This is a genomic window from Paenibacillus sp. DS2015, assembly GCF_050433705.1.
Taxonomy (GTDB): Bacteria; Bacillota; Bacilli; order Paenibacillales; family Paenibacillaceae; genus Paenibacillus_AQ.
Genome location: NZ_JBNPWS010000014.1, coordinates 38,180 through 63,541 on the forward strand (window position 1 = coordinate 38,180; position 25,362 = coordinate 63,541).

Consider the following 25,362-nt stretch of genomic DNA (forward strand, 5'->3'; position numbering starts at 1 on the left):
GCCCTTTTTTTTGTTAAGTATCAGTAGAAGAATAAAACTTTATTAAAGAATAGGAGACTCAGTCGGAAAATGAGAAAAAAAATTAGCGTAACCATCATCACTATGATACTCATGCTGCATAGTATCCTTGGTGTGGGAATTAATCAAGTCAGTGCAGAGGATGTTACACTGGGAAGTAATACCCTAAATAGGGCGTCATTAGCTGCGGCGCAACCGAGTATATTAACTAAGGTGACTCTTACGGATAATGCGGGTACCGTTATTGATGCGGTCTATAATCCTGATCAGTCAGATCGAACAAAGTTAGGTTCTGCGGTTCGCATAGAATATGAGTGGAAACTTGATAATAATCACTCATTTAAGGATGGCTCCACATTTGAGTTTGATATCCCACAAGAGTTCAAAATTTACAATGACTTTGGGGGTCCACTCACAGTAGATGGTGAGAAGGTAGGGGATTTTACAGTAAATACTTCTGGACATGTAACGATGCTTTTCAATGAGTTTATAGAAAATCACTCTAATGTCACTGGAACACTTGAAGTACATACGGAACTAAATAAAGATACTATCAAGGGTGACGCGAATGTATTGATTCCTTTCCAGGTTCAGGGTGGAACCCAAGTGGTAGAAGTTAACATTAAACCGGATAAGGGCCAACTGCTGTCTAAGGATGGAGTTGCTGACAAGGCCAAAAAGATAGATTGGACGATTGATGTGAATACATCACTCGACAAGGTGGAGAATGCTGTAATCACGGATGATACTCCACAGGGATTGCTACTGGACCCAAGTACTTTCAGTATCATTTCGCTCATAGTTAATGTAGACGGTTCAACGGTGCTTGGAGGTCCAATAGATCCCAGTAAGTACAGCTATGAGACTGAACCTGATGGTTCATCATATAAGCTTACTTTCAAGGACCTGAGTATAAACTCAGCATACCGCCTGCAATATTCAACAATGGTTACGGGGGAAGTTGAGACAAGCTTCACTAATATTGCGAACTTAACAGGTAGTAAGTCGGCTACAGCTCAGGCAAAAGAGGACATTATACGTGAGAAGCTACTGACTAAGACTTCCGGTGTATATGACAAAGTGAATCAAATTGTATCTTGGGAAGTGAAGTACAATTTTGGTGAAAAACAGATTTTATCAGCGGATACGTGGATTGAAGATCGCTTTGATAGCAGGATGAAGTTGGTTTCTAATTCGCTTGAAGTGTTTGATGATAAGGGAGTTCTATTGAATGGAAGTGAATATACATTCACTCCACTTGCAAGTGAAGTGAATGGTAAGCTTGGCTTTGATTTGAATTTTGAAAGTGACATAGATACTGCATACACGATTAAATATCAAACCCAATATATAGAACGTGTATATGCGGATACAAATGTAAACAACACGGTCACGGCAAAAAGCGGTGAGAGTGCTACTGTTGCACATAAGTTTGTAAGTGTAATTGGTAGTAAATCAAATGGTAGTACGAATTACAGTGCGAAGACGACCCAATGGAATATCGTTTTTAACAGTGATAAAAAGCCTATGAGCAACGCGGTCGTCAAGGATACATTTACGAATGGGGGGCTAGAGTTCCTACCCAATACACTGAAGATAACGGATTCAAGTGGAAGTTCGGTTACTGCTGCTACCTATACTGTGATCAATGACGATCCACGATTGGGTTTTGAGATTCAGTTCAACGGTACGATCAATGACAAGTACAGCATCAGCTATGAAACCAAATATAATGATGATTGGTTCTTTGCTGGGAAGTCTAGTTACATTAACGCGGCGGGGATCAACTGGGATGAGAACAGTCAGCCAGATTCCGTAAAAATGACTGCGACATTTACTCCTAATGCCTATACGAAAAATAATGGAACAAAAGTAGGCCGATATGATGCAAGCAATAAAGAAATTACTTGGGACATTAAGGCCAACTATAACAGGAAGACGATTCTAGATGCCATAATTACTGATCAATTGCAGAAAGGGCAGACGCTGGATCTAAACTCCATTGAAGTCTATAAAATGAATGTACCAGCTGGCGGCGAACCTACACATGTTAATACACCGCTGGATGCTTCTGAGTATGTGGTGAAATATGTTGATGATGAATTACGTATCGAATTGGGGGACATAGACTCGGCTTACTGGATTACGTTTAAAACCAAGTTTGAAGTCACTTTAGTTGAGAAGAAGATTCCAAATGAAGCGGTTTTGAGCAGTGATACTACAGTGTTAGCCGAATGGGCTACAACAGTTAATACGCTAAAAGATGAAGTTAAAGAGTATGTAACCAAAGAAGGAATAATAAATGGTAGTTTAATAAACTGGACCATAAAGATTAATGAAGTACAATCATATGTTACCAATGTAAAAATCTTGGATACACCTAGCAGCAACCAAATATTGGTTGAAAATTCCTTCCACTTATATGCTGCTAACGTAGCCTCAGGAGGAGCGATTTCGCAAGGTGTTGAATTAACTAAAGGCATTGATTATGAAATAGTGATTGAGAAAGATGCTAAGGATCAGCAAAAATTTGTTTTAAGTTTTACTGGACCGATCTCGTCCGCCTTTATTCTGAAATATGATTCGGAGATTGCAGTTTCTGCTGATAAAGAAAAAGTGACCAACTCGGTAAGTTTTGAAGGGGACGGATTCGTTGTAGGATCTGAAAACTCGAACATAGAGATTGAAGTGCGGACCTCCGGAGGATCGGGAAGTGGTATTGGCGAAAGAGGTAGCATTGAAATTACGAAGGTCGATAAGGATGACCCCTCCCAAGGGCTAGAGGGAGCTACATTTATTCTATATGAAAAAGGTAAAAAGAATACTGCTATAGAAAAAACAACAGATATTGATGGAAAAATAGTCTTCACTAAACTACTTTACAAGACTTACACGCTGGAGGAAACTAATACTCCTGTTGGGTATGAGATAGGAAATGCAGAACAGGATATTACGATAGATTCCACTATAAAACAAAGTGGAAGTATCAAGAAAGTAACCGTAACAAATAGTAAAATTCAGATACCGCCTACGGGGAGTCTGGAAATTATAAAAGTGGATAAGGCAGACCCTACTAAATTGCTTGAAGGAGCAACATTCGTTTTACAAGACGCTGGCAAGAAAAGAGCTGCAATTACACAGGTAACGGATGCACTGGGGAAAGCAGTTTTCACTCAATTGCTATATGATGATTATATTCTGGAAGAAATCATAGCTCCGGTAGGGTATGACATTGATGAGGCTACACGTACAATAACCATTGACTCAAGTATTGAACAAGACGCAAGTGTTAAGAGAGAAATCGTAACCAATACTCAAAGTGTTGTAACACCACCAGTGACACCAGGCGGACCAAGTACACCACCAGTGACACCAGGTGGACCAAGTACACCACCAGTGACACCAGGTGGACCAAGTACACCACCAGTGACACCAGGTGGACCAAGTACACCACCAGTGACACCAAGTGAACCAAGTCCATCACCAGTGACACCAAGTGAACCAAGTCCATCACCAGTGACACCAAGTGAACCAAGTCCATCACCAGTAGATGGAAAGAATAATGGTACCCAGCCTACAACTGTGAAGAATCCATCAGATATTGAGCTTGATGATGATGGGAATCCATTGGGTGGATCAAGTGGAGATCAAGCAGATGGAGGTAAAGGAAACGGAGATCAAGAAGCGAGTGATAGCAACCCTTCAGGGGTGGCGATGCTACCTAAGACAGGAGAAAGCAGTAACTTGCCATACTATCTATCGGGCTTTGCGTTAATTCTACTTGGTATTCTATTTAGAAAAAAATGGTTAAGCCATAAATAGTTTCACAAAAAACCTGAGATGTTTTTAATCTCAGGTTTTTTATAATATATGGATGGATCTCTTCTGTTTTGTAGAGAATTTGTAAAGGTGAAAATGATATGATGAGTATACATGAGCTAAGGAATAGTCGATAAGGGGTTGTAAGAGTGCGTAAGAAGCTATCGTATATATTTATTATAGTAGGTATTCTAGTCATCATATCTCCTAAGTTAATGGAATGGAACGCTGATCGTCAGCAGAATGAACTTTTGAAGGAAGTGGAGAGGTTAGAGAGTAATGATGGGATTACAGTGGCTAAAGATGTCCAAGTCAGTTATGAACAACTCTCTCAATTACTGGAGGAGTCCTCTACATCTGAGGAGGTATTATCTACTGAAGCGGTACCAACGGATAATGAAGATAAGGCAGTAGGCCTGATTACTATAGATATCATTGACTTGAAGCTTCCGATCATGGAAGGAGCGACGAAGGCTAATATGAAACTTGCGGCTGCACATATGGTAGAGACAACACCGCTAGGCCAAGTTGGAAATGCAGCTATAGCCGCGCACAGAGCACATACGCAAGGAAGGTTATTTAACCGTCTGAATGAAATTGGAATCGACGATGAGATCGTTGTAAACACCAATGGAGAGAAATATATCTATACAGTCTTTAAAGTAACTGTAGTGGAGCCTACGGATGTCTCTGTCTTAGAAGGGAACGAGAAAGATAAATGGTTGACCTTAATTACATGTGATCCACTCGTTAATCCTACTCACCGTCTTATCGTACAAGCAAGGATGAAATGACTAAGAACATGATGAACTTTAATGACAAGAATATAAGGCGTGTTTTTCCATTGGTGTTATTTAGAATCTGTATAGAAATTGTATAGAATGATAAAGTATGCTTGATGAACGACTAACTCAATTGGTGATGAGGAAATGAACAACATTGTTTTAATAGCGATATTGATATGTTTAAGTATAATTATGCTAATAATGTTTATAGATAGAGCGACATTGAAAAGGCTAGCATATCAGGATATTTTAACGGGGTTGATGAACCGTAATGGAATGGATCGTTTTTGGAGTCAATATTCTGGAAGTGGGCAGATAGCTGTTCTGTTTCTTGATTTAGACCATTTTAAAGATATCAATGATACATTTGGGCATCAGGCGGGCGACCAACTCTTGAAGGAAGTGGGTGTGCGCCTTGACCAAGCTACTAGTCGTCATAACGAGATGGTATTTCGAATGGGTGGGGACGAATTTGTGATCATCATCGTGAATGCAGATCTCCAAAGGGCAGAGTTTCTGGCAACATGTATTTCAGAGAAACTCAGACCGTGTATTACCATTAGTGGACATGATTTATTTATATCGGGTAGTATTGGGATTAGTATTGCTGAGGCGAGTAAGAGTAATCGATCCAAATTGCTGGAAGAAGCGGATATGGCTATGTATCATGCCAAACAGCTGGGAAAGGGTTGTTATACTGTGTTTAATAATGAAGATCGGCGCAGGTATTACAAAGTTTCCTCAGGGCTTGTGGGCAAGCGATCTGCAAATTGATGAAGTTAGGTAATTGAATGATTCAACTAAAAAATAAGCGATCTCCTTTCACTAGGTAACGAATGTCTCTTTACATTCGAATATTCCTAGCAGGAATCGCTCACTGTAACATAATAAAGTTTAGAAGAAACACCATTCACCTCGCATTGAATCTCATTAACCATGGATAGACATTAGGGTGAAAACGCTATAGAAAACGGCGTAAAAGAGACCTATTGCAACAAAAACAAGAAAAACTTGGCTTTCGCGTTTATATTCTGGTTTGTTCATTTGAACTCAGCCCCTTTAGTTAAATTGCGAATGTTTTGTGTCTTTATCTAATTATTGAACATTCTGTGTCTAAAAGCAAATGCAATTTTGAGATCAATTGGAAGCGGATTCATGCTTTTTGTGAATATCTGTTCTATATCGGTACTATAAGAAGAACCCTTACGCAAAAAAAACGTAAGGGTTCTTCTTATGGATTAGTGGTAAACCTTAGGCTATAGAATGGTCGATCGCTCATGCAAAAAGTCCGAAGGAGAGCTACCTGTAATACGCTTAAATATACGATAGAAATAGGAGACATCATTATAGCCTACAAATTTAGATATTTCCTCTATTGTTAATTGTGATTCGGTTAGAACGTACATGGCCTTTTTGATTCTCTGTTTGTGTACATATTCACTAATCGTCTGGTTAGTGACGCTACGAAATAGTGTTGCCGCATAATTCGGAGTTTTCCTGATCGCTTCACCAAGCTCATGTTTAGTCACTTTTTCTCGGTAATGTTTCTGAATGTAATCCTTCATGTTATCTACCTGTCGATGTGTTTCTGGGGGGATTTCGCCACGATCCCATTCTTGATTGATATAAATGAGTGCTTCGATAAGTAAGGCTTCCGCCATCATTACATAATAAGAGGGTCTTTCCTCCCATTGATTCAGAATTGTCTTAAAACGTTCATAAATCAATCCATAGCACCCTAGCTTCCGTTTTAAGGGTCCATGTGATCTAAGGATAGGTAGTTTGGCATCTCTGCATGATATGTCGAAATTAATCACATACTTAGTATGGAATACTGTGGGAATACTCTTACCATAATAAGGAGTATGGCTTGGAATAAGTAGGATATCTCCCTTTTCCATAATGATCTTGTTCTCGTTCACCCAGTATACGTATTTCCCATAAGTTAACAGAATTAGATGCCAAGTTTCCTTATGTGGTGACCATTCCTCATACCAATCCACCCCGTTATCTTGATGTACATCTGTCATAACTATCATCATAATCGCTCCTGATAACCATACTATAGTGTATTCATTATACTATAGTTCATAGTGTCATTCTTAAATAGAAGATACAATTGTATAAAATGAGGAGGAATAAATAATGCTAAAAACAAAAATTATATGTACTATGGGACCTGCATGTGACTCCGTTTCGGTGTTGAAAGAAATGATTCAAGCGGGGATGACAGTAGGTAGATTAAATATGGCTCATGGAGAGCTAGAGGATCATGTGAAAAGAATTGAAAATGTTCGTCAAGCGGCTAAGGAAATGAATACCTTTATCCCCATCATGATGGATATCAAGGGGCCTGAGGTTCGAATAGGTAAATTAAAGGAAGCCTCATGTGAGCTTGTGATCGGAAATGAACTTATTCTAACCACGGAAGAGATTCTGGGTGATGCTAGTCGGATCTCGGTTAATTATCCGGATATGACACAAGTGGTGAAGCCTGGTGATCGGCTGCTAATTGACGATGGACTTGTAGACCTGACTGTACTAGCTATTAAGGGTCCTGATATTCATTGTCTTATCGTTAGTGGAGGTACCTTGAAGCCTAGAAAAGGGGTCAATCTTCCTGGTATTCAAACTACCTTGCCTGGTGTAACAGAACGAGATGTTCTTCATATTGGATTTGGGTTAAAGCAAGGTATCGAGATTATTGCTGCTTCATTCGTTAGAAAAGCAGAAGATATTATGGAAATTCGTAGTATTCTTAAGGAGAATAAAGCTGAACATGTTCAGATTATTTCTAAGATTGAGAATGAAGAGGGCGTTATTAATCTGAATGCCATCATTGAAGCTTCGGATGGTATTATGGTGGCACGTGGAGATTTGGGTGTAGAAGTTCCCATTGAAGACGTTCCAAGAATGCAGAAAGAAATGATTGATAAATGTAACTTAGCAGGTAAGCCTGTTATCGTTGCTACGCATATGCTTGAATCCATGCAGGTTAATCCACGTCCTACAAGAGCTGAGGTTAGTGATGTCTCTAATGCAGTGCTACAAGGCGCAGACGTAGTCATGCTGTCTGGTGAATCAGCGGCGGGTAAATACCCTGTTCAATCTGTACAGACCATGGCAGCTATTGCTAGGAAAGCAGAAGAGATGATCGACTACAGATCAGAATTTGATAAGAAGAAATCACAACAAAATATAAATATTACAGAAGTCATTAGTCAAAATGTGGTGAGATCTTCGCTTGAGTTGAACGCTAAAGCGATCATTACATCGACAGATAGTGGATTTACAGCAAGTATGGTGTCCAAATATCGTCCTAAAGCACCAATCATTGCAATTACACAGCATGAGAATGTGTTGGCTAAAATTTGTCTTCTTTCGGGTGTCATTCCTGTTAAAGGGGATAAGGTGACAACGACAGATGAGATGATCGATTCTGCCATCCGCAATGCTTCACAGACAGGTCATATTGAAGTAGGAGATACGGTTGTTATCTCAGCGGGAGTACCATTAGGACGGGGTACAACGAACCTAATTAAAATTCAAGTCGTATAAATTATTTATTGAAACAAGAAGGGGATAAGGTATTAGCTGCAACTCAAGCTAACCTTATCCTCTTCTTGTCTTCTTGTGGGTATGTGCTAATTCCTGAAGATCAAATCATGGTTTTGCCTGTGTCTTAGGTTCAAAATTCATACAAGCTTTACCTGACGATCGTAATACGGCTAGACTAGGCATAGTGTGTGTTTTGAATTCAAAAGCTTTACAACCCTTGGGGTATTTCGGGTCCCATGTGACATAGAAATATTGGCATTTCATGCAATCAATACGTTTGGTTTCAGTCATTTATATTCCTCTTCATATCGTGTAAGATAAAATGATTATACCTTAACTGGTGAAAGTAGCGTGACTTTTTCACTTTTTGGATCAAGGTATAGTGAATCCTACCGATGAAAGTGAGGAGAATTATGCAGACATTGATTTCGGTTATTATTGTAGTCGTTATATTCTTTGTGATCATAAATTTAAGTAAAACCTGGCGTACTCGGAGCAAACAGCCTAATTATAACAAACACTTAGTTCCCAAGCAGCTTAACTTACAACGAGAAGTAATACTGGAGGATGCTGAGTCTCGTCTAAAGGCGGGATTGCCCAAACTATTCGTTAAACAGCTGAAAGGAAGAATGTTAGAGAAATTCCCACGCATGTCTGAGTCTGAATTTGATTGGAAATTTTTCGAGTTGAAGCGTTACTTTATGATGACAGCTATCATGAAATCTGTACCCATGTACAGTGATTCAGTGGATGATATTTGGCATGAAATGTTGATGTTTACGCGTGAGTATCAAGAGTTCGGTGAAAAGTTTATCGGCTCATCCATTCATCATGCGCCACATTCGAGTACAGCATCTTCACCGAATCCGGGTGAACGAGCTTGGTTCGAGTGGGTCTACAGTCAATTGTTCGCGGCCACTCCTTATACCGGAGTCATTTGGAAAGGTTTCTTTCGCAATCCACTGGACACCACCCGGATTGAAGAGCTTCGTTTAATGAGCGAAGAGTCATTAGTATCACGGCTGTTTAACCAGCGGACAGTTGAACAATACCCAGAAATTCGCAGTGCGGTTTCTCTTTTGATAGCTAAGGCGAAACGACAAATCAGTGGAGCTGAGCATAATGAAACTTATGATGAAGCACAGCCTTCGAGGGGGACGGCCGATTTCATGCCTTATATGGCAGGTGCGATGATGTTTCATTCTTTTCAGAATGACAATGGGTTTGAAGAACAAATGCAGCAATATTCCAGTGAAGACGAGCACAAGAGGGATCCAGCAAGTACAGGGGATTCTTCTGGATATAGTTGTAGTGGCTGGGATGACAATTGTGCGGATAATGGAAGTAGTGATGGTGGAAGTAGTAGCGGTGATAGTGGCTCTACATCGAGCTGTTCATCGTCAAGTTGCTCAAGCTGTGGTGGCGGTGGAGATTAGTAACTAGTTATCCTATGAAACGGGTAGAATCTAGATAGAGAGTAATTAATGTTCATATCCATTGTTTTGACACCCTTGTTTGGTGACCGTTATTCGATTGATGTTGCCTTCATACCGATAGGAGATAAATATACGATGGGCGTTGAAGATGCACTTCAAGCAGCCGAATGGTATAACGCTAAGATGATCGTGCCCGTTCATTATAATACGTTCCCACTTATTCAGCAGGATGCCCAAGCTTTTGTGCAACAACTGGAGGAGAAGGGCTTGCAGGGTAGGGTTCTAAAACCAGGTGAGGCAATCGAGTTATCAAAGGAAGGTTGATTTGGCAAATAAGGGAGAGATCATAGTGGCAAATGAGGTAAAAGAACGTATTAATCTTATGGAAATTAATTGCGAGAAGGAATTGACCTTGGCTGTCATCGGAGGAAAATGGAAACTCATCATCCTGTGGCATTTGGGATTGGAAGGAACAAAGCGATTTAGTGAATTGAAGAGAATGATTCCTCATATCACGCAAAAAATGTTAACGAATCAGTTACGAGAACTAGAAGAGGATCAACTGGTCAATCGAAAGGTGTACCCTGAAGTTCCACCCAAAGTGGAGTATTCATTGACACAGCATGGAGAAAGTTTAATGCCTGTATTGCGAGCGATGTACAATTGGGGCAAGGATTATGGGGAGAATGTAGTATGGACGGAAAAGTTGAGTGATATGAAATAAGTAACACCTAGTAAAAGAGTGAAAGCAGGTGGTATATCTGCTTTTAGAGAGTTTACAAAATCACAAAATATCTATATACTTGTAGTAACGGTTATTATTATATGTTGTATTGATTTATTGGAGGAGCCTGTCACCAAGGGCTCCTTCTGTTGTTTTTGAGGGACCTATTATACGGGTTCCTCTTTTTTTATGTCCTTTTTCATAAGAAATGGTTATTTGAGGGAAGTATATAGATAAAAGATGGGGAGAGATGGAGTTATGGCATTTATTTTATATCTTGTGCTTATTTTAGTATTCACGAAAGTTGCGGGCGACCTGGCTGTTCGATTAGGACAGCCAGCCGTCCTCGGAAAGTTGATTGTGGGGGTTATTCTAGGACCTGCTGTCTTAGGGTGGATTCCAAGTGATAGTAGCTTTATTCATGAAATGTCGGAAATCGGTGTGTTATTACTGATGTTTATAGCGGGGCTTGAAACGGACTTGGAGCAGCTTCGGAGAAATTGGAAGTCGGCACTGGCTGTAGCGGTTGGAGGTATTATACTACCCTTTATCGGGGGATTTGCTGTAGCAGAAGTATTCGGATTTTCGAATAGTTCCGCTCTTTTTATGGGTGTTATTTTTAGTGCGACATCGGTCAGTATTTCGGCTCAAGTATTAAAGGATATGAACAAGTTGAATTCACGCGAAGGTACGACGATTCTGGGCGCAGCTGTTGTGGATGATGTCCTTGTCGTTATTCTACTCGCAGTGATGATGAGTCTACTCGGGTCAGGGGCAGACGTTTCATTAGGTTTATTAATTGGTAAGAAGGTATTATTCTTTGCAGTCATCATTGTAGCGGGATGGTTAATTGTGCCCAGATTCATAAAAATATTTGCCCCGCTCAGAGTAACAGAAGCGACGATAAGCGCTGCTTTAATTATATGTTTTGCATTTGCCTATTTTGCAGAAATCATGGGTATGGCAGGTATTATTGGTTCATTTGCAGCCGGAATCGCGATTTCGCAAACATCATTTAAGCATACGGTCGAGGAGAAGTTGGAGCCCATTGCGTACTCGATTTTTGTTCCTGTCTTTTTTGTGAGTATTGGATTGAATGTATCGTTTGACGGTGTAGGGCAACAAATAGCTTTCCTAATCGTCCTATCTCTTGTTGCTATTGTAAGCAAATGGATCGGTGGAGGACTCGGAGCAAGACTTACAGGATTCAATAATCATTCATCTATTGCTATCGGAGCCGGGATGATCTCTCGAGGAGAAGTGGCGCTAATCATCGCTGCTACAGGTCTGGAAGCAGGTCTATTAGAACCTGAATATTTCACCTCCGTTATTATTATGGTGATTCTTACGACATTAGTGGCTCCGCCATTGTTAAAGTACTTGTTCCGCGAGCCAGCCGTTATCAAAGAAAACTAGATTCTTCATTGATGATCATATGTCGTACCCTATATTTCTTCAAAGGCCTCAATCATACTAACGATTGAGGCTTTATTTTCTTGTTTTTTTACATTTAGTTGATGTATCTCACAACAATAAAAACTATAATAAAACAAGGTAAAACTAACCCAGTAGATTAAACTAAAGTTTCTTTCCAAAGTCTTTAGTTCATTCTAAATAGAAAAGGAGATTAAGATGAAGAAGATCATTAATTTTGCACATCGAGGAGCCTCTGCAGTGTGTCCTGAGAATACGATGGCGTCTTTTATCAAAAGCCTTGATTTAGGTGCTACGGGTATTGAAACAGATGTTCAGATGACGAAAGATGGACAGCTTGTCCTAATCCATGATGAAGCCATCAACCGAACCACTCATGGACAGGGTTGGGTGAAAGATATGACTCTAGAAGAAATATCTGCGCAGGATGCTGGCTCTTGGTTTGGAGACTCATTTAAGGGGGAACGCATTCCTACATTAGCAGAGTTATTAGAGCTTCTTCGTGAGCGAGATACGATTCTAAATATTGAATTAAAGAATGGTATCTTTATGTATCCGGGGATGGAGGATAAGGTTGTTAACCTTGTTCGGGAATTTGGAATGGCTGAGCGAGTTGTGTTCTCTAGCTTCAATCATTACTCCCTAGTCTACTGTAAATCAATTGCACCAGAGATTCGGACAGGGATCTTATATATGGAAGGTCTGTATCGTCCATGGGACTATGCTGCGTCTGTAGGGGCAGATGCGCTTCATGCGATTCACTTTGCTGTACTACCAGAGTTTGTTGCGGAGGCAGCGGAGCATGGTAAGGATTATCATCCTTTTACAGTGAATGATCCTGATCGAATGAAAGCACTGATTGAAGCTGGGGTTTCAGGTATTATTACAGATTATCCTGATCAATTAGCTAAACTGCTGGCGAATAGAGGAGCGTGAGACTGTGAAGAGAACGTGGTTGCTGGGCTTTGGATTTTTCAGTATTAGCATTACATGGGCATTATATAATGCATTCATTCCTTTCTTTCTGGAAAATTACGTGCAAAGTATAGCAGTTGTGGGCTTTTTGATGACAATAGACAATTACTTTGCGCTGTTTCTACAACCATGGATCGGGAATCGAAGTGACCGCACTAGAACTCGATATGGTCGAAGAATGCCTTATTTGCTAGTTGGAATGCCAGTGGCAGCGATCTTCACGGCCATTATTCCTTTTCATACAGGGTTATTCACCCTGCTATTATTCATGATTCTAATGAATCTATCGATGAGCTTATATCGATCCCCGACCGTTGCATTAATGCCAGATATTACACCTGAGAACGGACGTACGAAAGCCAATGGAATTATCAACTTCATGGGCGGGGTAGGATCTATCATTGCATTTGGTGTAGGCTCCATGTTGTATGATTTCCATCGGTCGGCACCTTTCATTGCTGCGGGAATCGTAACCCTTATATGCCTGCTGGTTGTCTCTCGATCGATTAAGGAAGAACGAGATGGGGTGAACGTAAACTCTGAGATTTCAGTGGACATGGGGAAACCTCGGATTTCCTTGAAAAGTCAGCTCGACCGTACGACGGTATTTTTACTAGCTGCTATTTTTTTCTGGTTCGTCTCATACCAAGGTGTTGAAACGTTATTCACTTTATATGGTAAGAACTATCTTGGGCTGAGCGAGAAGGCCGCTGCATTCTCACTTACCTTCTTCTCCTTAGCCTTTGTTATCTTTGCGATTCCAAGCGGATTATTGGGCAAACGATTCGGAAAGAAAAAGATGATCATGATCGGCATATGTGGCTTGTGTGTAGTTTTTGCTCTGGTCATTTTCGTGAAGAATTTGCTTATGTTGCGGATTGTCTTACTCATCGGGGGGATGTTCTGGGCATGTATTAATATCAACTCTTATCCGTATATTATTTCAACAGGTAAGGAAGAGAGTATTGGTACACGTACAGGATTGTATTACCTAGTATCTTCATTAGCTGCGATATCATCTCCACCGTTACTAGGTCAGATGATCGATAGTTTTGGATATTCTATACTATTCTATTGTGCATCGGCAAGTATGTTGGTGGCGTTGGCCTGTATGCTTATGGTTAGACAAGGGAATGAGTCTTTGGAGGCAACGGACGGCTAGTGTCTTTGTCCTTAATACAGAACGCCACAGCCGTTTCTTCTTGAAATAATAGGAGGGAGAGTCCAAGCTTCTATTATTTCATCGATAAACGAAGGTCGTTCCGTTAGAACAACGAAGCCGTCTATTGCCGGTTATCCTTATCTACCTTTAAATTATTCTCTGTAAAGGGATTGGAATAAGTCGGCTTTGACGGTATAATCGATATATAGGACAATCATGGTGGCGTATTCGACCACGAGAAGGAGAGAATTATTATTATGACGAAGGTACTTATTTTTGGACATAAGAATCCAGACACTGACACGATTTGTTCGGCTATTGCGTATGCGGAATTGAAGAAAGCTATTGGTGTGGATGCGGAGCCTGTACGTTTAGGTAGTATTAACGGTGAGACACAATATGCACTTGATCAGTTTAAGGTATCCGCACCACGGTTAGTGGAGACGGTAGCAAATGAAGCAAAAGAAGTTATTCTGGTTGATCATAATGAACGTCAGCAAAGTGTAAGTGATCTTGACCAGGTTCGTGTGGTTGAGGTTATCGACCATCATCGTATTGCCAACTTTGAGACTAGCCATCCGTTGTATTATCGTGCAGAGCCTGTAGGTTGTACAGCGACTATTCTTAATAAAATATATAAAGAAAAAGGGGTAGCTGTTCGTAAAGATATCGCTGGATTAATGCTTTCGGCTATTATTTCGGACTCCTTACTATTGAAATCCCCAACGTGTACAGATGAAGATGTAGCAGCAGCTAAAGAACTAGCTGAAATTGCTGGAGTTAACTTGGAAAGCTATGGTCTTGAAATGCTTAAGGCTGGAGCTGACCTGAGTGATAAAAGCATAAGTGAATTGATTTCACTAGATGCTAAGGAATTCCAAATGGGAAATTATAAGGTTGAGATTGCGCAAGTTAATGCTGTGGATACGAACGATGTTCTGGCTCGTCAAGCAGAATTAGAGAAGGCACTCACAGATGTTATTGCAGCCAAAAATTTGGATTTGTTCGTATTTGTAGTAACGGATATTCTAAATAACGATTCTGTAGCTTTAGCATTAGGAGCTTCAGCACATGCCGTAGAGCAAGCATATAACGTGAAGCTGGATGATAACAAGGCTATTCTAAAAGGTGTAGTATCACGTAAATCTCAGATTGTACCTGTACTAACTGAAACATTAAACAAGATCTAGAACACGCAACAAAAAGCGTAGTTAAGCCGAAACTGGCTTGGCTACGCTTTTTGTTGTTGAAGCAAAGAAGAGACAACTGTTCAACGGTCTAAGCGTCAATTTGCAAAAAGAAAATATATTGTTAAAATATAAACTAAGTCATTCGAATGTGAGTCTTGTCATTGCATAGAATAAGGCTCGAAGTGTAAGCCATACAAGGAGGAACAAAGACATGGAAAGAATCCAAACAGAAGAACAATATAAACAGTTGACGCAAGGTGACGAACTAACCGTTATTAAATATGATGCAACCTGGTGTCCTGATTGTAAGACATTGGATAAATTTATGGATGGCATTATAGATAGTAATCCAGACAAACATTTCTATGCTATGGATGTGGAATCATTTCCTGATATTTCAGAGTCGAATGATGTTCGTGGGATTCCGAGTCTATTAGTATATCGAAATGGTGAGAAGATTGCTCATTTGCACAGTAAATTTGCTAAGACACCTACTCAGATCACGGAATATCTTGACGCTATTAAGTAAGCAATAAGTAACCCTACACTAACGTAGGGACCCAAGAAGACATCCTCCTATAGATTAGGGAGGTGTTTTTTGTGTTATGATTATTATTGTTAGTGGTTGTTAGCGCTTTATATAAAAATAGTGGGTGAGGAAGAGGTCATGTTGAAATTTTGCGGGCAGATAATAAATAATATGAAAATACAGAATAAATTAATTTTTTCGTATATTCTAGTCGTTATGATCCCCTTTATTATTATTGGGGCCTCTGTAACGGGATATTTTCGTGAATTGGCATTAAACAATGCTATTGCTCAAACCACCAACAACGTAGATAAAATTAAAGGGCAGATGACCAATATACTCAAGGTTCCGATTGAGATATCTAACAAGCTATATTTTGATGAGAATTTACAGACGATTATAAATACTAACTTCCAGAGTAATCTGGAGCTGTTTCAGGATTATCGAAATTATAAAGAATTTCAGAGCTTAATTGCACTTTATACGGAAATTAGTGGAATTCGTTTCTATCATGATAATGATACGATGACAGATAACTATGAGTTTACTCGGATCACGCCGGAAGTTGCCCAATCTCGCTGGTTCCAAACAGTGACTTCCAATTATGGTATTGGTTGGTATTACCTGGAGGATCAAGCTGCAGGATTACAGAAGAAATTAAGCCTCGTGAGGCGAGTTCAATTTAATGAGTTCAGAAGTCAAGGGGTTCTAGTCGTTGCAATAAACCAGAATCTGTTGAATTCCATTCTTAGTAAGGAACCCTTTGAGACGATGATTGCAGATCATGAGGGCTATATTGTGGCAGCAAAGAATCCTGACTTAGTAGGGAAGACACTCGATGAACTTGATTTGAATTTCTATGCTAGCAATCCTGCACAAAGAACGTTTGAAGCTGAAGTGAATGGTGTTCCATCTAATATAGTAGTAGATGAGTTGACCCCTGAATCAAGTCTAAATGGTCTGAAAATTGTCTCTGTATTTTCTACGAAAAGTATTACAAAAGAATCACAGCGCGTAAGTTGGATTGGCCTGATCCTGATTACTGTATTTCTTGGCATTGCACTCATCCTAGTCTATGTTGTATCCAAACTCATATCTAAGCGGTTGCTTCATTTAAGTAAGCAGTTGAACAAAGTTTCAAGAGGTGATTTTTCTGCTAATTCTCATATTGATGGAAATGATGAGATTGGACAACTCTCACGCCAATTTAATCATATGGTGGCCAGTATTAATGAACTGATGGATCAGGTCTATGAGAGTAATGAGCAGAATAACAAGCTGGAGATTGCTCAAAAAGAGATTAAGCTCAAGATGATGGCGAGCCAGATTAATCCTCACTTTTTGTTCAATGCTTTAGAATCGATCCGAATGAAGGCGCATATCAAGGGTGAGAAGGAAATTGCTAATATTGTTCGATTACTTGGTAAGCTGATGCGTAAGAATCTTGAGATTGGAGGAGGCAGAACCACATTAAAAGAAGAAATGGAAATTGTGCGCTCTTACCTTGAGATACAGAAATTCCGTTATGAGGATCGTCTGAATTTCGATCTAGTTATGGACCCTATGTCTATGAGTGTGAATATTCTACCGCTTGTTATACAACCGTTAGTCGAGAATGCTATTATACATGGACTAGAGAATAGAGAAGAATCAAATGGATTGTTGATCGTACGTAGTTTAGTAATAGAGGATGAACTATACATCGATGTCATCGATAATGGAATGGGAATGTCGCTAGAACGTCAGGAAGAGGTTCGAGCTTCGCTTGATGCTGGCGAAAGTGAGGGTGCTCGAATTGGGCTTCGCAACGTGCATCAACGGCTGAGACTATATTATGGGGATAACTATGGGTTGACTATTAACAGCATTGTTGGAGTGGGGACTACCATCCAATTCAGAATACCTATGGGGAGGGACAGAAATGTTTAATGTACTAATTGTTGATGATGAACCCGCTATTCGAGAAGGTCTCACAACCATTATTGATTGGAATAGTCACGGTTATAGAGTCATAGATACGGCTTCGAATGGAAGAGAGGCGATAATGAAGATTACGCAACATCGTCCTGATCTAACCATTATCGATATGCGAATGCCGGGTATGACCGGGCTTGAAGTGATTGAACAAGTACGTAAAGAGAACAGCAGAGCACATTTTCTAATCTTGAGTGGCTACGCAGATTTTGATTATGCGAAGAAAGCTATAGGGTATGGGGTAGATGCCTATCTGTTAAAGCCTGTTGATGAAGATGAAATGATTGAAGAATTACAGAGAATTAGTATGGCCTTGACTAAAGAGCGTGAATTGAAGCTACGGAATGCAGAAGAGGATCACTTTTTTCGAGAACATATGGTGGAATCGTTCTTGTTTAATGAGAATGAGAAGGGCAATACGGATAACATCAACCATTTAGGGCTTTGTTGGAGTAGCTATCAGGTTGTTCTAGTGGAAGTTCACGGTCAGTTGGATGGTGACTCGTTGTACTTAAATGCACTGAAACAGAAAATGACATCATATTTTGATGAATTAGATAGAGGGATCGTCTTTTCAGCGGGGCCCCATATTGGGGTTTTACTAAAAGGTGTTGTGAATGAAGTAGGAGTAGCCGAAGCCTTATTTAAAGAACTGTCTGCTATAACAGAGGAATGGCACTGGACCCTTTATGCCGCCGCAGGGAATTCGGTTACTAACCTATTAGATATAGGAGTCTCTTATGCCAGTGCGGCTGAGCTTTTACATCATCGATTTCTATTTGAAAAGAAACGTTTGATGATTAGTGATGATAAGCAGGGCATGATGCATAAGTATAATAATACGAAGATTGTAACGCAGGCTGATGAAGTAGAGTTATCGGATAAGCTTTATTATGCAGTAGATATTCGCAGCAATGATGCGGTTAGACGTGTGCTTGAAGAAATGGAACAACAAATCGTCAGTTTTGGAAATACAGAGCAAGTGATGAAGTCTTCTTATGCTCAAATTTTCTCAATGGCTATTAATAAGCTATCTAATAGTAATTCGGATATATATCCTGTTTTGCAAGAATATAGTTCCTTCATTTCAGATGTATATCGTCAAAATACGTTAACTGAGCTTCGAAGAATGACGTTTGAATATTATAATAATCTAATTGATAGACTAGGGGGGATAAGCAAGGATACAGTTGTGAAGCAGGTCATTGATTTCATCCAAAGAAACTCAAATGAGAACCTAAAGTTAGAGCTACTGGCTGAAGTGTTTAACTATAACAGTGCTTATCTTGGAAAATTGTTTAAAAACTACACTGGGGAATACTTTAATGCCTTCTTAGATAAGGTGCGTATTGAAAAGGCTAAGGAATTGCTTTCTCAAGGATTGAAAATTCATCAGGTTGCTTCCCGGGTTGGATATGCAAATGTGGATTACTTTCATAGCAAGTTTAAGAAATATGAAGGGATCTCACCCTCTTCTTATCGAGACATTGAGAAGAATTCAAGTCATACATCTGAATAGAAATTTTGGGAAATCCATTCACAATTACACATTGTAATAAATGAATGGATTTTTGCTTTGTTTTCAAGGAATGCATTGAATTTACAAGAGTTTCAAACGATAAAGCCAAGTCATATCTAATTTTCACATGAATTTGTGTGGAATCCGTTGGGTATTCGATTTGGTTAGGCTTCGAGTACTATTAAGTATATAAAATAGAGGAGGGGTCAAGAAGATGCAAACGCTATCAGACAGCGACATTTCCCCCGACAGTAGCAGCGGGATTCCTAAAGCTCCCAGGAAAAAACGTAAATTATGGGATGCTCTAGTAAAGCAAAGATATCTTTATTTGATGTCTCTGCCCTTTGTGATTTGGGTTTTTGTATTCAACTATTTACCTCTTTGGGGCTGGACAATGGCTTTCCAAAATTACAAACCCGCTCGTTCATTCACTGAACAGAAATGGGTAGGTTTTGATAATTTCATTCAATTATTTAGTGATGAACGCTTTTATCTCGTAATGAGGAACACATTAGCCATGAGCTTGATGGGCTTGGTGCTTGGGTTTGTGATTCCTATTATATTTGCGGTTCTACTAAATGAGCTTCGTGGCATGATGTTCAAGCGGGTCATACAGACCGTATCTTACTTGCCTCACTTTGTATCATGGGTCGTAGTTGCAGGGATCATTACGAAGCTATTGTCTACTGATGGTGGTATTATCAATGACATTCTCGTTAATCTTCACATCATTGACCAGCCTATTCAGTTCATGGCCAAAGGGAACTTGTTCTGGTACATTGTAACCGCTTCAGATATATGGAAAGAAACAGGTTGGAATACCATTATCTACCTAGCAGCTATTACAGGGATTGACATGGAGCTCTATGAAGCTTCTAGAGTCGATGGTGCCAACAGATTCAAACAAATGTGGCATATCACATTGCCCGGAATTCGTTCAACCATTTCAGTACTCCTGATTATGTCGATCGGTCACTTGATCAGTATTGGATTTGAGAAACAATTCTTGCTGGGTAACAGTCTGGTGACGGACTACTCTGAGGTACTCGATTTATATGCGCTCAATTATGGTCTCAATATGGGGAGGTTCTCCTACGGAACCGCCATCGGTGTATTTAACTCAATAGTTAGTGTAATCTTACTCTTTACAGCTAATGGAATCTTCAAGAAGGTTACGAAAGAAAGCATCATGTAGGAAGGGGGAAGTGAAATGAGTAATAAAGCTTTTAATGCAACTAAATCCGAAAAGGCTTTCGATATTTTTAATATAGTATTCATGTTTATGGTTCTCGTTGTTACGTTGTATCCATTCTTGAACGTACTTGCCATTTCTTTAAATGATTCTATGGACACGGTTCGTGGTGGAATCTACCTCTGGCCTCGTGAATTTACGCTTGAGAATTACAGAACAATCTTTGCTTACGAGTCACTGCTTCAAGGTTTGCAAATATCGATTTTACGAACCGTGGTAGGTACGCTTTTTGGTGTACTAAGTGCATCGATGATTGCTTATACACTTAGTCGTCCCGACTTCAGCGGAAGAAAATTTGTATCTACATTTCTTGCATTAACGATGTACTTCTCAGGTGGATTGATTCCTGTATACATTCTAATGCGTGACTTGAAGCTTATCGGTACGTTCTGGGTGTATGTACTCCCTGGACTCGTGAGTGCGTTTAACGTCTTCATCGTACGTTCATTTATTGATGGGCTACCGTATGCCCTGCAAGAGTCAGCTAAGCTTGATGGTGCAAATGACTTCACGATCTATTGGCGCATCATTCTGCCGCTATGTAAACCGGTACTTGCAACAATTGCCTTATTTATTGCAGTTGGACAATGGAACGCTTGGTTCGATACGTACTTGTATAATGGGAATAACCCGATGTGGACTACACTACAATTCGAATTGAAAAAGGTATTGGATAGTACACAGCAAGGTGGCGCAATGACTAATGCGAATGATATGGCGAAACAAATGGCTCAAATTTCACCAGAATCCATTAAAATGGCCATTACAATCGTCGTAACAGTTCCAATCCTAGTGGTGTACCCATTCTTACAGAAGTACTTTGTAGGTGGAATGACATTGGGTGCCGTAAAAGCTTAGTTGTCATCTGAATAAATGTTAATTAGAGATAGAAAAGTAGAGATAGATAGATAGAAACGTAGATTAGTTGAAATTTAGAAGCTTATGCAGGGTGACCTGTAATAGCATATAAAGAGAATTAGACATATGTCAGGGAGGGTTTACATTTTATGCCGAATAAAAAGAAAAAATATGCTGTCATTCCAGTGATGCTTGCTTCAATGATCGCTGTGTCAGCTTGTGGTAGTAGTAATTCCAATAACGCAGAAATTATAGATACAGGAGATACAACAACACCAATTACATTTAGTTATTTTGGTGCTGATGCAAGTCCGAACTGGAACAAAATGCAAGACGAGGTAGGTAAAGAAATTATTGCGAAGACGGGCGTTACTTTAAATGCTGAGTATGCAGTACAGGGTGGCGGTCAAGATAAGATCTCACTCATGGCAGCAAGTGGCGAATATCCTGATCTGATTTATGCTAAAGGTGATCTTTCTAAACTTGTAGACGCTGGCGCTATGATGGATTTAACAGATTTGATTGAGCAGTATGGTCCTAATCTCAAAAAAGTATATGGCGACTATATGGATCGATTGAAGTACAGTAATGAAGATCAAGCCATCTATGTTCTTCCTTCCACAGCGGCTGTTGATAACACAAGCTTCGACGCGACGGGTGGATTTGAAATTCAACATGAAGTATTGAAGGAGCTTGGATATCCAGAAGTAAAGACACTGCAGGATTATGAGGATGTTCTACAAGCATATGTTGACAAGCACCCTACCATCGATGGTCAACCTACGATCCCTTTAACTTTGGATGCAGATGATTGGAGAATTATGATCACTGTGACTAATCCAGCTTTCGTAGCAACGGGTGCTTCAGATGATGGTGAGTATTTCATTGATCCTGATACATTTGATGCTAAGCTGCACTACAAACGTCCAGAAGAGAAAGAGTACTTCCGTTGGTTGAACCATATGTATAATGTGGGTCTACTTGATAAAGATACATTCGTGCAAAAAAGCGATCAATATAAATCTAAAATTGCTAGTGGACGTGTTCTCGGTCTGATTGACCAAGAATGGGGGTATTCAGATGCAGAGAATGCTCTGAAATCTTCGGGTAGACCTGAAAAGTCTTATGCACATTTCCCTGTAACGCTTTCTGAAGAATATCAAGACCATACATTTGTAGATACAGGTTTCATGTCAGGTTGGGGGATAGGTATTACTACTGCAACGAAAGATCCAGTTCGTGCGATTAAATTTCTTGATTACCTAGCATCTGATGAAGGGCAAGTTCTGCTGAATTGGGGTATTGAAGGTAAACATTATAATGTAGTTGACGGCAAACGCGTTATTCCTGCTGACGTACTTGATAAGAAGAACAATGATGCTTCTAACTTTACTAAGACAACAGGTATTGGATTGTATACGACCATGTCAGCTCATTACGGTGACGGCGTGAAAGATCCATCGGATAACTACTATACAGCAAATTTCCCTGAACAAATTGTAGCAAGTTATTCTGAGCCGGAGAAAGAAACGCTTAAGGCCTACAATGCTACAACTTGGAAAGACTTATTTCCAACAGAAAAAGATTTCCCTGTTAAGCCATGGGGTGCAGCCTATAATCTGTCTATAGAAGAAGGTTCTAGCTACGCTGTCTCATACCAAAAGACACAAGATATTATTCGCAAACGAATTCCTGAGGCTGTACTGACGACTCCTGAGAAATTTGATGCTGTTTACGATGCAATGTTGGTAGAATTAGACAAAGCAGGAGCAGTAGAGATGGAGAAGAAATATACGGAATTGGTTAAGGCTAGAGTAGAGTTATGGAGTGGCGAAGCTACTACCAAATAGATGGAATACAAGGGAGGGATCTACTAACAACAGATCTCTTTTTTTTACTTAGAGAGACTAATTGAGGACAAAAAAAGAAGTTGGAATTCCGTTAAAATATTCCTTGACAGCAGATGAGGATTCCTATAATATTCAGTTATGAAAGCACTTCCATAAACATTTTTTTTTGATATATTTTCGAAAACGGTTTAGATATCTGAATATAGAAAATCTGAGAAATTCTTAATCCGTGTTAAGAAAGCGCTTTATTTATTGGCCGTCACTATGTCATATACTTTTCTTAGGGTGTGTGAGACGCATTCAGCAAGTTGAAATTCGGTATAAACAGGAATACCTGTTATACAATATATGTCTTGAGATTAAACAATAAGGGGGATTTACAGTATGAAGGGACGGACACCGAAAACGTTTGCGATGTTATTGCTAGTTAGTGCAATGCTAGTAACAGCTTGTGGCAATAACAACACTACTAAGTCAGAAGATGCCGGAACAACAACACCAGCAGCACAAGAAGGTCAAGCAGACCTTAGTCCGATTACGCTCAGCTTTTTTGGAGCAGATGCCAGTCCGAACTGGAACAAAATGCAAGATGACGTGGGTAAAGAGATTACTGCTAAAACAGGCGTTACGTTAAATGCCGAATTTGCTGTTTCGGGTGCCGGAAAAGATAAAATCTCATTGATGGCAGCAAGTGGTGACTATCCAGATATGATCTTTGCTAAAAGTGATGTTGCTAAGCTCGTAGATGCTGGCGGAATGATAGATCTTACTGATCTAATAGAAGAACATGCTCCCAACCTGAAAAAGGTTTATAGTGAATATATGGATCGCTTGCCCTATAGTTTAGAAGACAAAGCCATTTACGTTGTCCCGTCTAACGCGGCAGTAGATCAACAATATTTCGATTCCACAGGTGGATTTGAGATTCAGCATGAAGTACTAAAAGAGCTTGGATATCCAGAAGTGAAGACACTACAAGATTATGAGAATGTTCTACAAGCCTATGTGGACAAGTATCCAACGATCGATGGTCAACCTACGATTCCTTTGACGCTAGACGCAGATGACTGGAGAATTATGATTACAGTAACGAATCCTGCATTCTACACAACGGGTGCACCTGATGACGGAGAATATTTCATCAACCCTGAGACGTTTGAAGCACAACTACATTATAAGCGTCCTGAAGAGAAGGAATACTTCCGTTGGTTGAATCATATGTACAATGTGGGTCTACTTGATAAAGATTCATTCGTTCAAAAAAGCGATCAATACAAATCCAAAATTGCTAGTGGCCGTGTGCTGGGTCTGATTGACCAAGAGTGGGGTTATTCAGATGCTGAGAATGCACTGAAAAGCGCTGGAAAACCAGAAAGATCATATGCGCATTTTCCGGTAACCATTTCTAGCGAATACAAAGATCATGGTTTCCAAAGTACAGGATTCATGGCTGGTTGGGGCGTAGGTATCACTGAGAACTGTGAAGATCCAGTTCGTGCGATCAAATTCCTTGATTATCTAGCATCCGATGAAGGTCAAGTTCTTCTAAACTGGGGTATTGAAGGTAAACACTATAATGTTGAAGATGGCAAACGTGTCATTCCAGCAGATGTGTTAGACCAGAAGTCGAATGATAATGCTAACTTCACTAAATCTTCAGGTATTGGCTTATATTCTAATATTTCTGGCCACTACGGAGACGGTGTGAAAGATCCATCCGGTAACTATTACACTACGAACTTCCCTGAACAACTTGTAGCTGCTTATTCTGAGCCTGAGAAGGAATCATTGAAAGCCTATAATGCTACAACTTGGAAGGATCTATGGCCAGCTGATGATGAATTCCCAGTTAAACCATGGGGAGCTGCATTTGATATTACGGTTGAAGAGGGTTCAGATTATGCTGTTAAATTCCAAAAAACACAGGATATTATCCGTAAACGTATTCCAGAAGCTGTCCTAGCAACGCCAGAAAAATTTGATGCTGTTTACGATGGTATGTTGGCAGAATTGGATAAAGCGGGCGCAGTGAAGATGGAACAAGAATACACTGAATATATTAAGAAAAGAGTAGAGCTTTGGTCTGGTAAATAACAGACTTTCGTAAGTAATAGCCTCATAATAGCTTTTCGAATACAGCCTTAGCGAGAGAACCCTAGTTCACCATTTAGGGTTCTTTTTTTATTATATTTGAAATTTGAAATATCTCTTGACATAAACAATAGAAATCACTTAGAATCGCAATGAAAGCACTTACATGACTAAAAATAACAAATTAC

General features: G+C 39.8%; 19 protein-coding genes. 18 read left to right on the forward strand and 1 reads right to left on the reverse strand.

All coding sequences use genetic code 11. The features are described 5' to 3' along the window. The first annotated feature begins 69 nt into the window (after window positions 1-69). From J2T13_RS13600 to J2T13_RS13610, 3 genes are all read left to right on the forward strand, one after another. A complete protein-coding gene (locus tag J2T13_RS13600) occupies window positions 70-3,840 on the forward strand; it encodes a collagen binding domain-containing protein (protein WP_429372087.1) in 3,771 nt (1,256 codons plus the stop codon). Window positions 3,841-3,986: 146 nt separating this feature from the next. After that, a complete protein-coding gene (locus J2T13_RS13605; RefSeq protein WP_429372089.1) occupies window positions 3,987-4,631 on the forward strand; it encodes a class D sortase in 645 nt (214 codons plus the stop codon). A 192-nt stretch (window positions 4,632-4,823) separates the two neighbouring features. Beyond that, window positions 4,824-5,396, forward strand: a complete 573-nt coding sequence (locus tag J2T13_RS13610; RefSeq protein WP_429372091.1) for a diguanylate cyclase domain-containing protein — start codon at window positions 4,824-4,826, stop codon at window positions 5,394-5,396. A gap of 482 nt (window positions 5,397-5,878) precedes the next feature. Here J2T13_RS13610 and J2T13_RS13615 read toward each other — a convergent pair whose 3' ends face one another. Further along, entirely contained in the window at window positions 5,879-6,661 is a 783-nt protein-coding gene (locus J2T13_RS13615; protein WP_429372257.1) for a helix-turn-helix domain-containing protein, read from the reverse strand. 106 nt (window positions 6,662-6,767) lie between these two features. Between J2T13_RS13615 and pyk the strand changes: the two genes are divergently transcribed. The 15 genes from pyk to J2T13_RS13690 all read left to right on the forward strand — a co-directional run bounded on the left by pyk (window position 6,768) and on the right by J2T13_RS13690 (window position 25,177). Further along, window positions 6,768-8,180: a pyruvate kinase gene (gene pyk / locus J2T13_RS13620; RefSeq protein ID WP_429372093.1), complete on the forward strand. Its 1,413-nt coding sequence runs from the start codon at window positions 6,768-6,770 to the stop codon at window positions 8,178-8,180. Window positions 8,181-8,593: 413 nt separating this feature from the next. Continuing rightward, the gene (locus J2T13_RS13625) at window positions 8,594-9,616 is read left to right on the forward strand and encodes a hypothetical protein (RefSeq protein ID WP_429372095.1); all 1,023 of its coding nucleotides are present in this window, start codon (window positions 8,594-8,596) and stop codon (window positions 9,614-9,616) included. A gap of 48 nt (window positions 9,617-9,664) precedes the next feature. Next, window positions 9,665-9,940, forward strand: coding sequence for an MBL fold metallo-hydrolase (locus J2T13_RS13630; RefSeq protein ID WP_429372097.1), 276 nt, complete (start codon window positions 9,665-9,667; stop codon window positions 9,938-9,940). A 25-nt stretch (window positions 9,941-9,965) separates the two neighbouring features. Then, complete coding sequence (locus J2T13_RS13635; protein ID WP_429372099.1) at window positions 9,966-10,340, forward strand: winged helix-turn-helix transcriptional regulator; 375 nt, start codon at window positions 9,966-9,968, stop codon at window positions 10,338-10,340. Between the two features lie 258 nt (window positions 10,341-10,598). Beyond that, complete coding sequence (locus tag J2T13_RS13640) at window positions 10,599-11,756, forward strand: cation:proton antiporter (RefSeq protein ID WP_429372101.1); 1,158 nt, start codon at window positions 10,599-10,601, stop codon at window positions 11,754-11,756. A gap of 216 nt (window positions 11,757-11,972) precedes the next feature. Further along, complete coding sequence (locus J2T13_RS13645; protein WP_429372103.1) at window positions 11,973-12,710, forward strand: glycerophosphodiester phosphodiesterase; 738 nt, start codon at window positions 11,973-11,975, stop codon at window positions 12,708-12,710. A 4-nt stretch (window positions 12,711-12,714) separates the two neighbouring features. Further along, complete coding sequence (locus J2T13_RS13650; RefSeq protein WP_429372105.1) at window positions 12,715-13,911, forward strand: SLC45 family MFS transporter; 1,197 nt, start codon at window positions 12,715-12,717, stop codon at window positions 13,909-13,911. 257 nt (window positions 13,912-14,168) lie between these two features. Further along, window positions 14,169-15,101: a manganese-dependent inorganic pyrophosphatase gene (locus J2T13_RS13655; RefSeq protein ID WP_429372107.1), complete on the forward strand. Its 933-nt coding sequence runs from the start codon at window positions 14,169-14,171 to the stop codon at window positions 15,099-15,101. Window positions 15,102-15,312: 211 nt separating this feature from the next. Next, on the forward strand, window positions 15,313-15,630 hold the full coding sequence (locus tag J2T13_RS13660; protein ID WP_429372109.1) for a thioredoxin family protein: 318 nt from the start codon (window positions 15,313-15,315) through the stop codon (window positions 15,628-15,630). 138 nt (window positions 15,631-15,768) lie between these two features. After that, window positions 15,769-17,559 carry a cache domain-containing sensor histidine kinase gene (locus J2T13_RS13665; RefSeq protein ID WP_429372111.1) on the forward strand — a complete coding sequence of 597 codons (1,791 nt, stop codon included), beginning with the start codon at window positions 15,769-15,771 and terminating at the stop codon, window positions 17,557-17,559. Continuing rightward, entirely contained in the window at window positions 17,552-19,123 is a 1,572-nt protein-coding gene (locus J2T13_RS13670; protein WP_429372113.1) for a response regulator transcription factor, read from the forward strand. Before J2T13_RS13665 ends, J2T13_RS13670 begins: the two co-directional genes overlap by 8 nt. 214 nt (window positions 19,124-19,337) lie before the next feature. Further along, the gene (locus tag J2T13_RS13675; RefSeq protein ID WP_429372115.1) at window positions 19,338-20,318 is read left to right on the forward strand and encodes an ABC transporter permease; all 981 of its coding nucleotides are present in this window, start codon (window positions 19,338-19,340) and stop codon (window positions 20,316-20,318) included. A 15-nt stretch (window positions 20,319-20,333) separates the two neighbouring features. Beyond that, window positions 20,334-21,233, forward strand: coding sequence for a carbohydrate ABC transporter permease (locus tag J2T13_RS13680; protein WP_429372117.1), 900 nt, complete (start codon window positions 20,334-20,336; stop codon window positions 21,231-21,233). A 149-nt stretch (window positions 21,234-21,382) separates the two neighbouring features. Then, a complete protein-coding gene (locus J2T13_RS13685; protein ID WP_429372119.1) occupies window positions 21,383-23,083 on the forward strand; it encodes an ABC transporter substrate-binding protein in 1,701 nt (566 codons plus the stop codon). A gap of 384 nt (window positions 23,084-23,467) precedes the next feature. After that, window positions 23,468-25,177 carry an ABC transporter substrate-binding protein gene (locus J2T13_RS13690; RefSeq protein WP_429372121.1) on the forward strand — a complete coding sequence of 570 codons (1,710 nt, stop codon included), beginning with the start codon at window positions 23,468-23,470 and terminating at the stop codon, window positions 25,175-25,177. The last annotated feature ends 185 nt before the right edge of the window (window positions 25,178-25,362 follow it).

Coding starts and splice junctions, on each gene's coding strand:
- J2T13_RS13600 (WP_429372087.1), top strand. CDS start 70: ATGAGAAAAAAAATTAGCGTAACCATCATCACTATGATACTCATGCTG.
- J2T13_RS13610 (WP_429372091.1), top strand. CDS start 4,824: ATGTTTATAGATAGAGCGACATTGAAAAGGCTAGCATATCAGGATATT.
- J2T13_RS13615 (WP_429372257.1), bottom strand. CDS start 6,661: ATGATAGTTATGACAGATGTACATCAAGATAACGGGGTGGATTGGTAT.
- pyk (WP_429372093.1), top strand. CDS start 6,768: ATGCTAAAAACAAAAATTATATGTACTATGGGACCTGCATGTGACTCC.
- J2T13_RS13625 (WP_429372095.1), top strand. CDS start 8,594: ATGCAGACATTGATTTCGGTTATTATTGTAGTCGTTATATTCTTTGTG.
- J2T13_RS13630 (WP_429372097.1), top strand. CDS start 9,665: ATGTTCATATCCATTGTTTTGACACCCTTGTTTGGTGACCGTTATTCG.
- J2T13_RS13640 (WP_429372101.1), top strand. CDS start 10,599: ATGGCATTTATTTTATATCTTGTGCTTATTTTAGTATTCACGAAAGTT.
- J2T13_RS13645 (WP_429372103.1), top strand. CDS start 11,973: ATGAAGAAGATCATTAATTTTGCACATCGAGGAGCCTCTGCAGTGTGT.
- J2T13_RS13655 (WP_429372107.1), top strand. CDS start 14,169: ATGACGAAGGTACTTATTTTTGGACATAAGAATCCAGACACTGACACG.
- J2T13_RS13660 (WP_429372109.1), top strand. CDS start 15,313: ATGGAAAGAATCCAAACAGAAGAACAATATAAACAGTTGACGCAAGGT.
- J2T13_RS13665 (WP_429372111.1), top strand. CDS start 15,769: ATGTTGAAATTTTGCGGGCAGATAATAAATAATATGAAAATACAGAAT.
- J2T13_RS13670 (WP_429372113.1), top strand. CDS start 17,552: ATGTTTAATGTACTAATTGTTGATGATGAACCCGCTATTCGAGAAGGT.
- J2T13_RS13675 (WP_429372115.1), top strand. CDS start 19,338: ATGCAAACGCTATCAGACAGCGACATTTCCCCCGACAGTAGCAGCGGG.
- J2T13_RS13680 (WP_429372117.1), top strand. CDS start 20,334: ATGAGTAATAAAGCTTTTAATGCAACTAAATCCGAAAAGGCTTTCGAT.
- J2T13_RS13685 (WP_429372119.1), top strand. CDS start 21,383: ATGCCGAATAAAAAGAAAAAATATGCTGTCATTCCAGTGATGCTTGCT.
- J2T13_RS13690 (WP_429372121.1), top strand. CDS start 23,468: ATGAAGGGACGGACACCGAAAACGTTTGCGATGTTATTGCTAGTTAGT.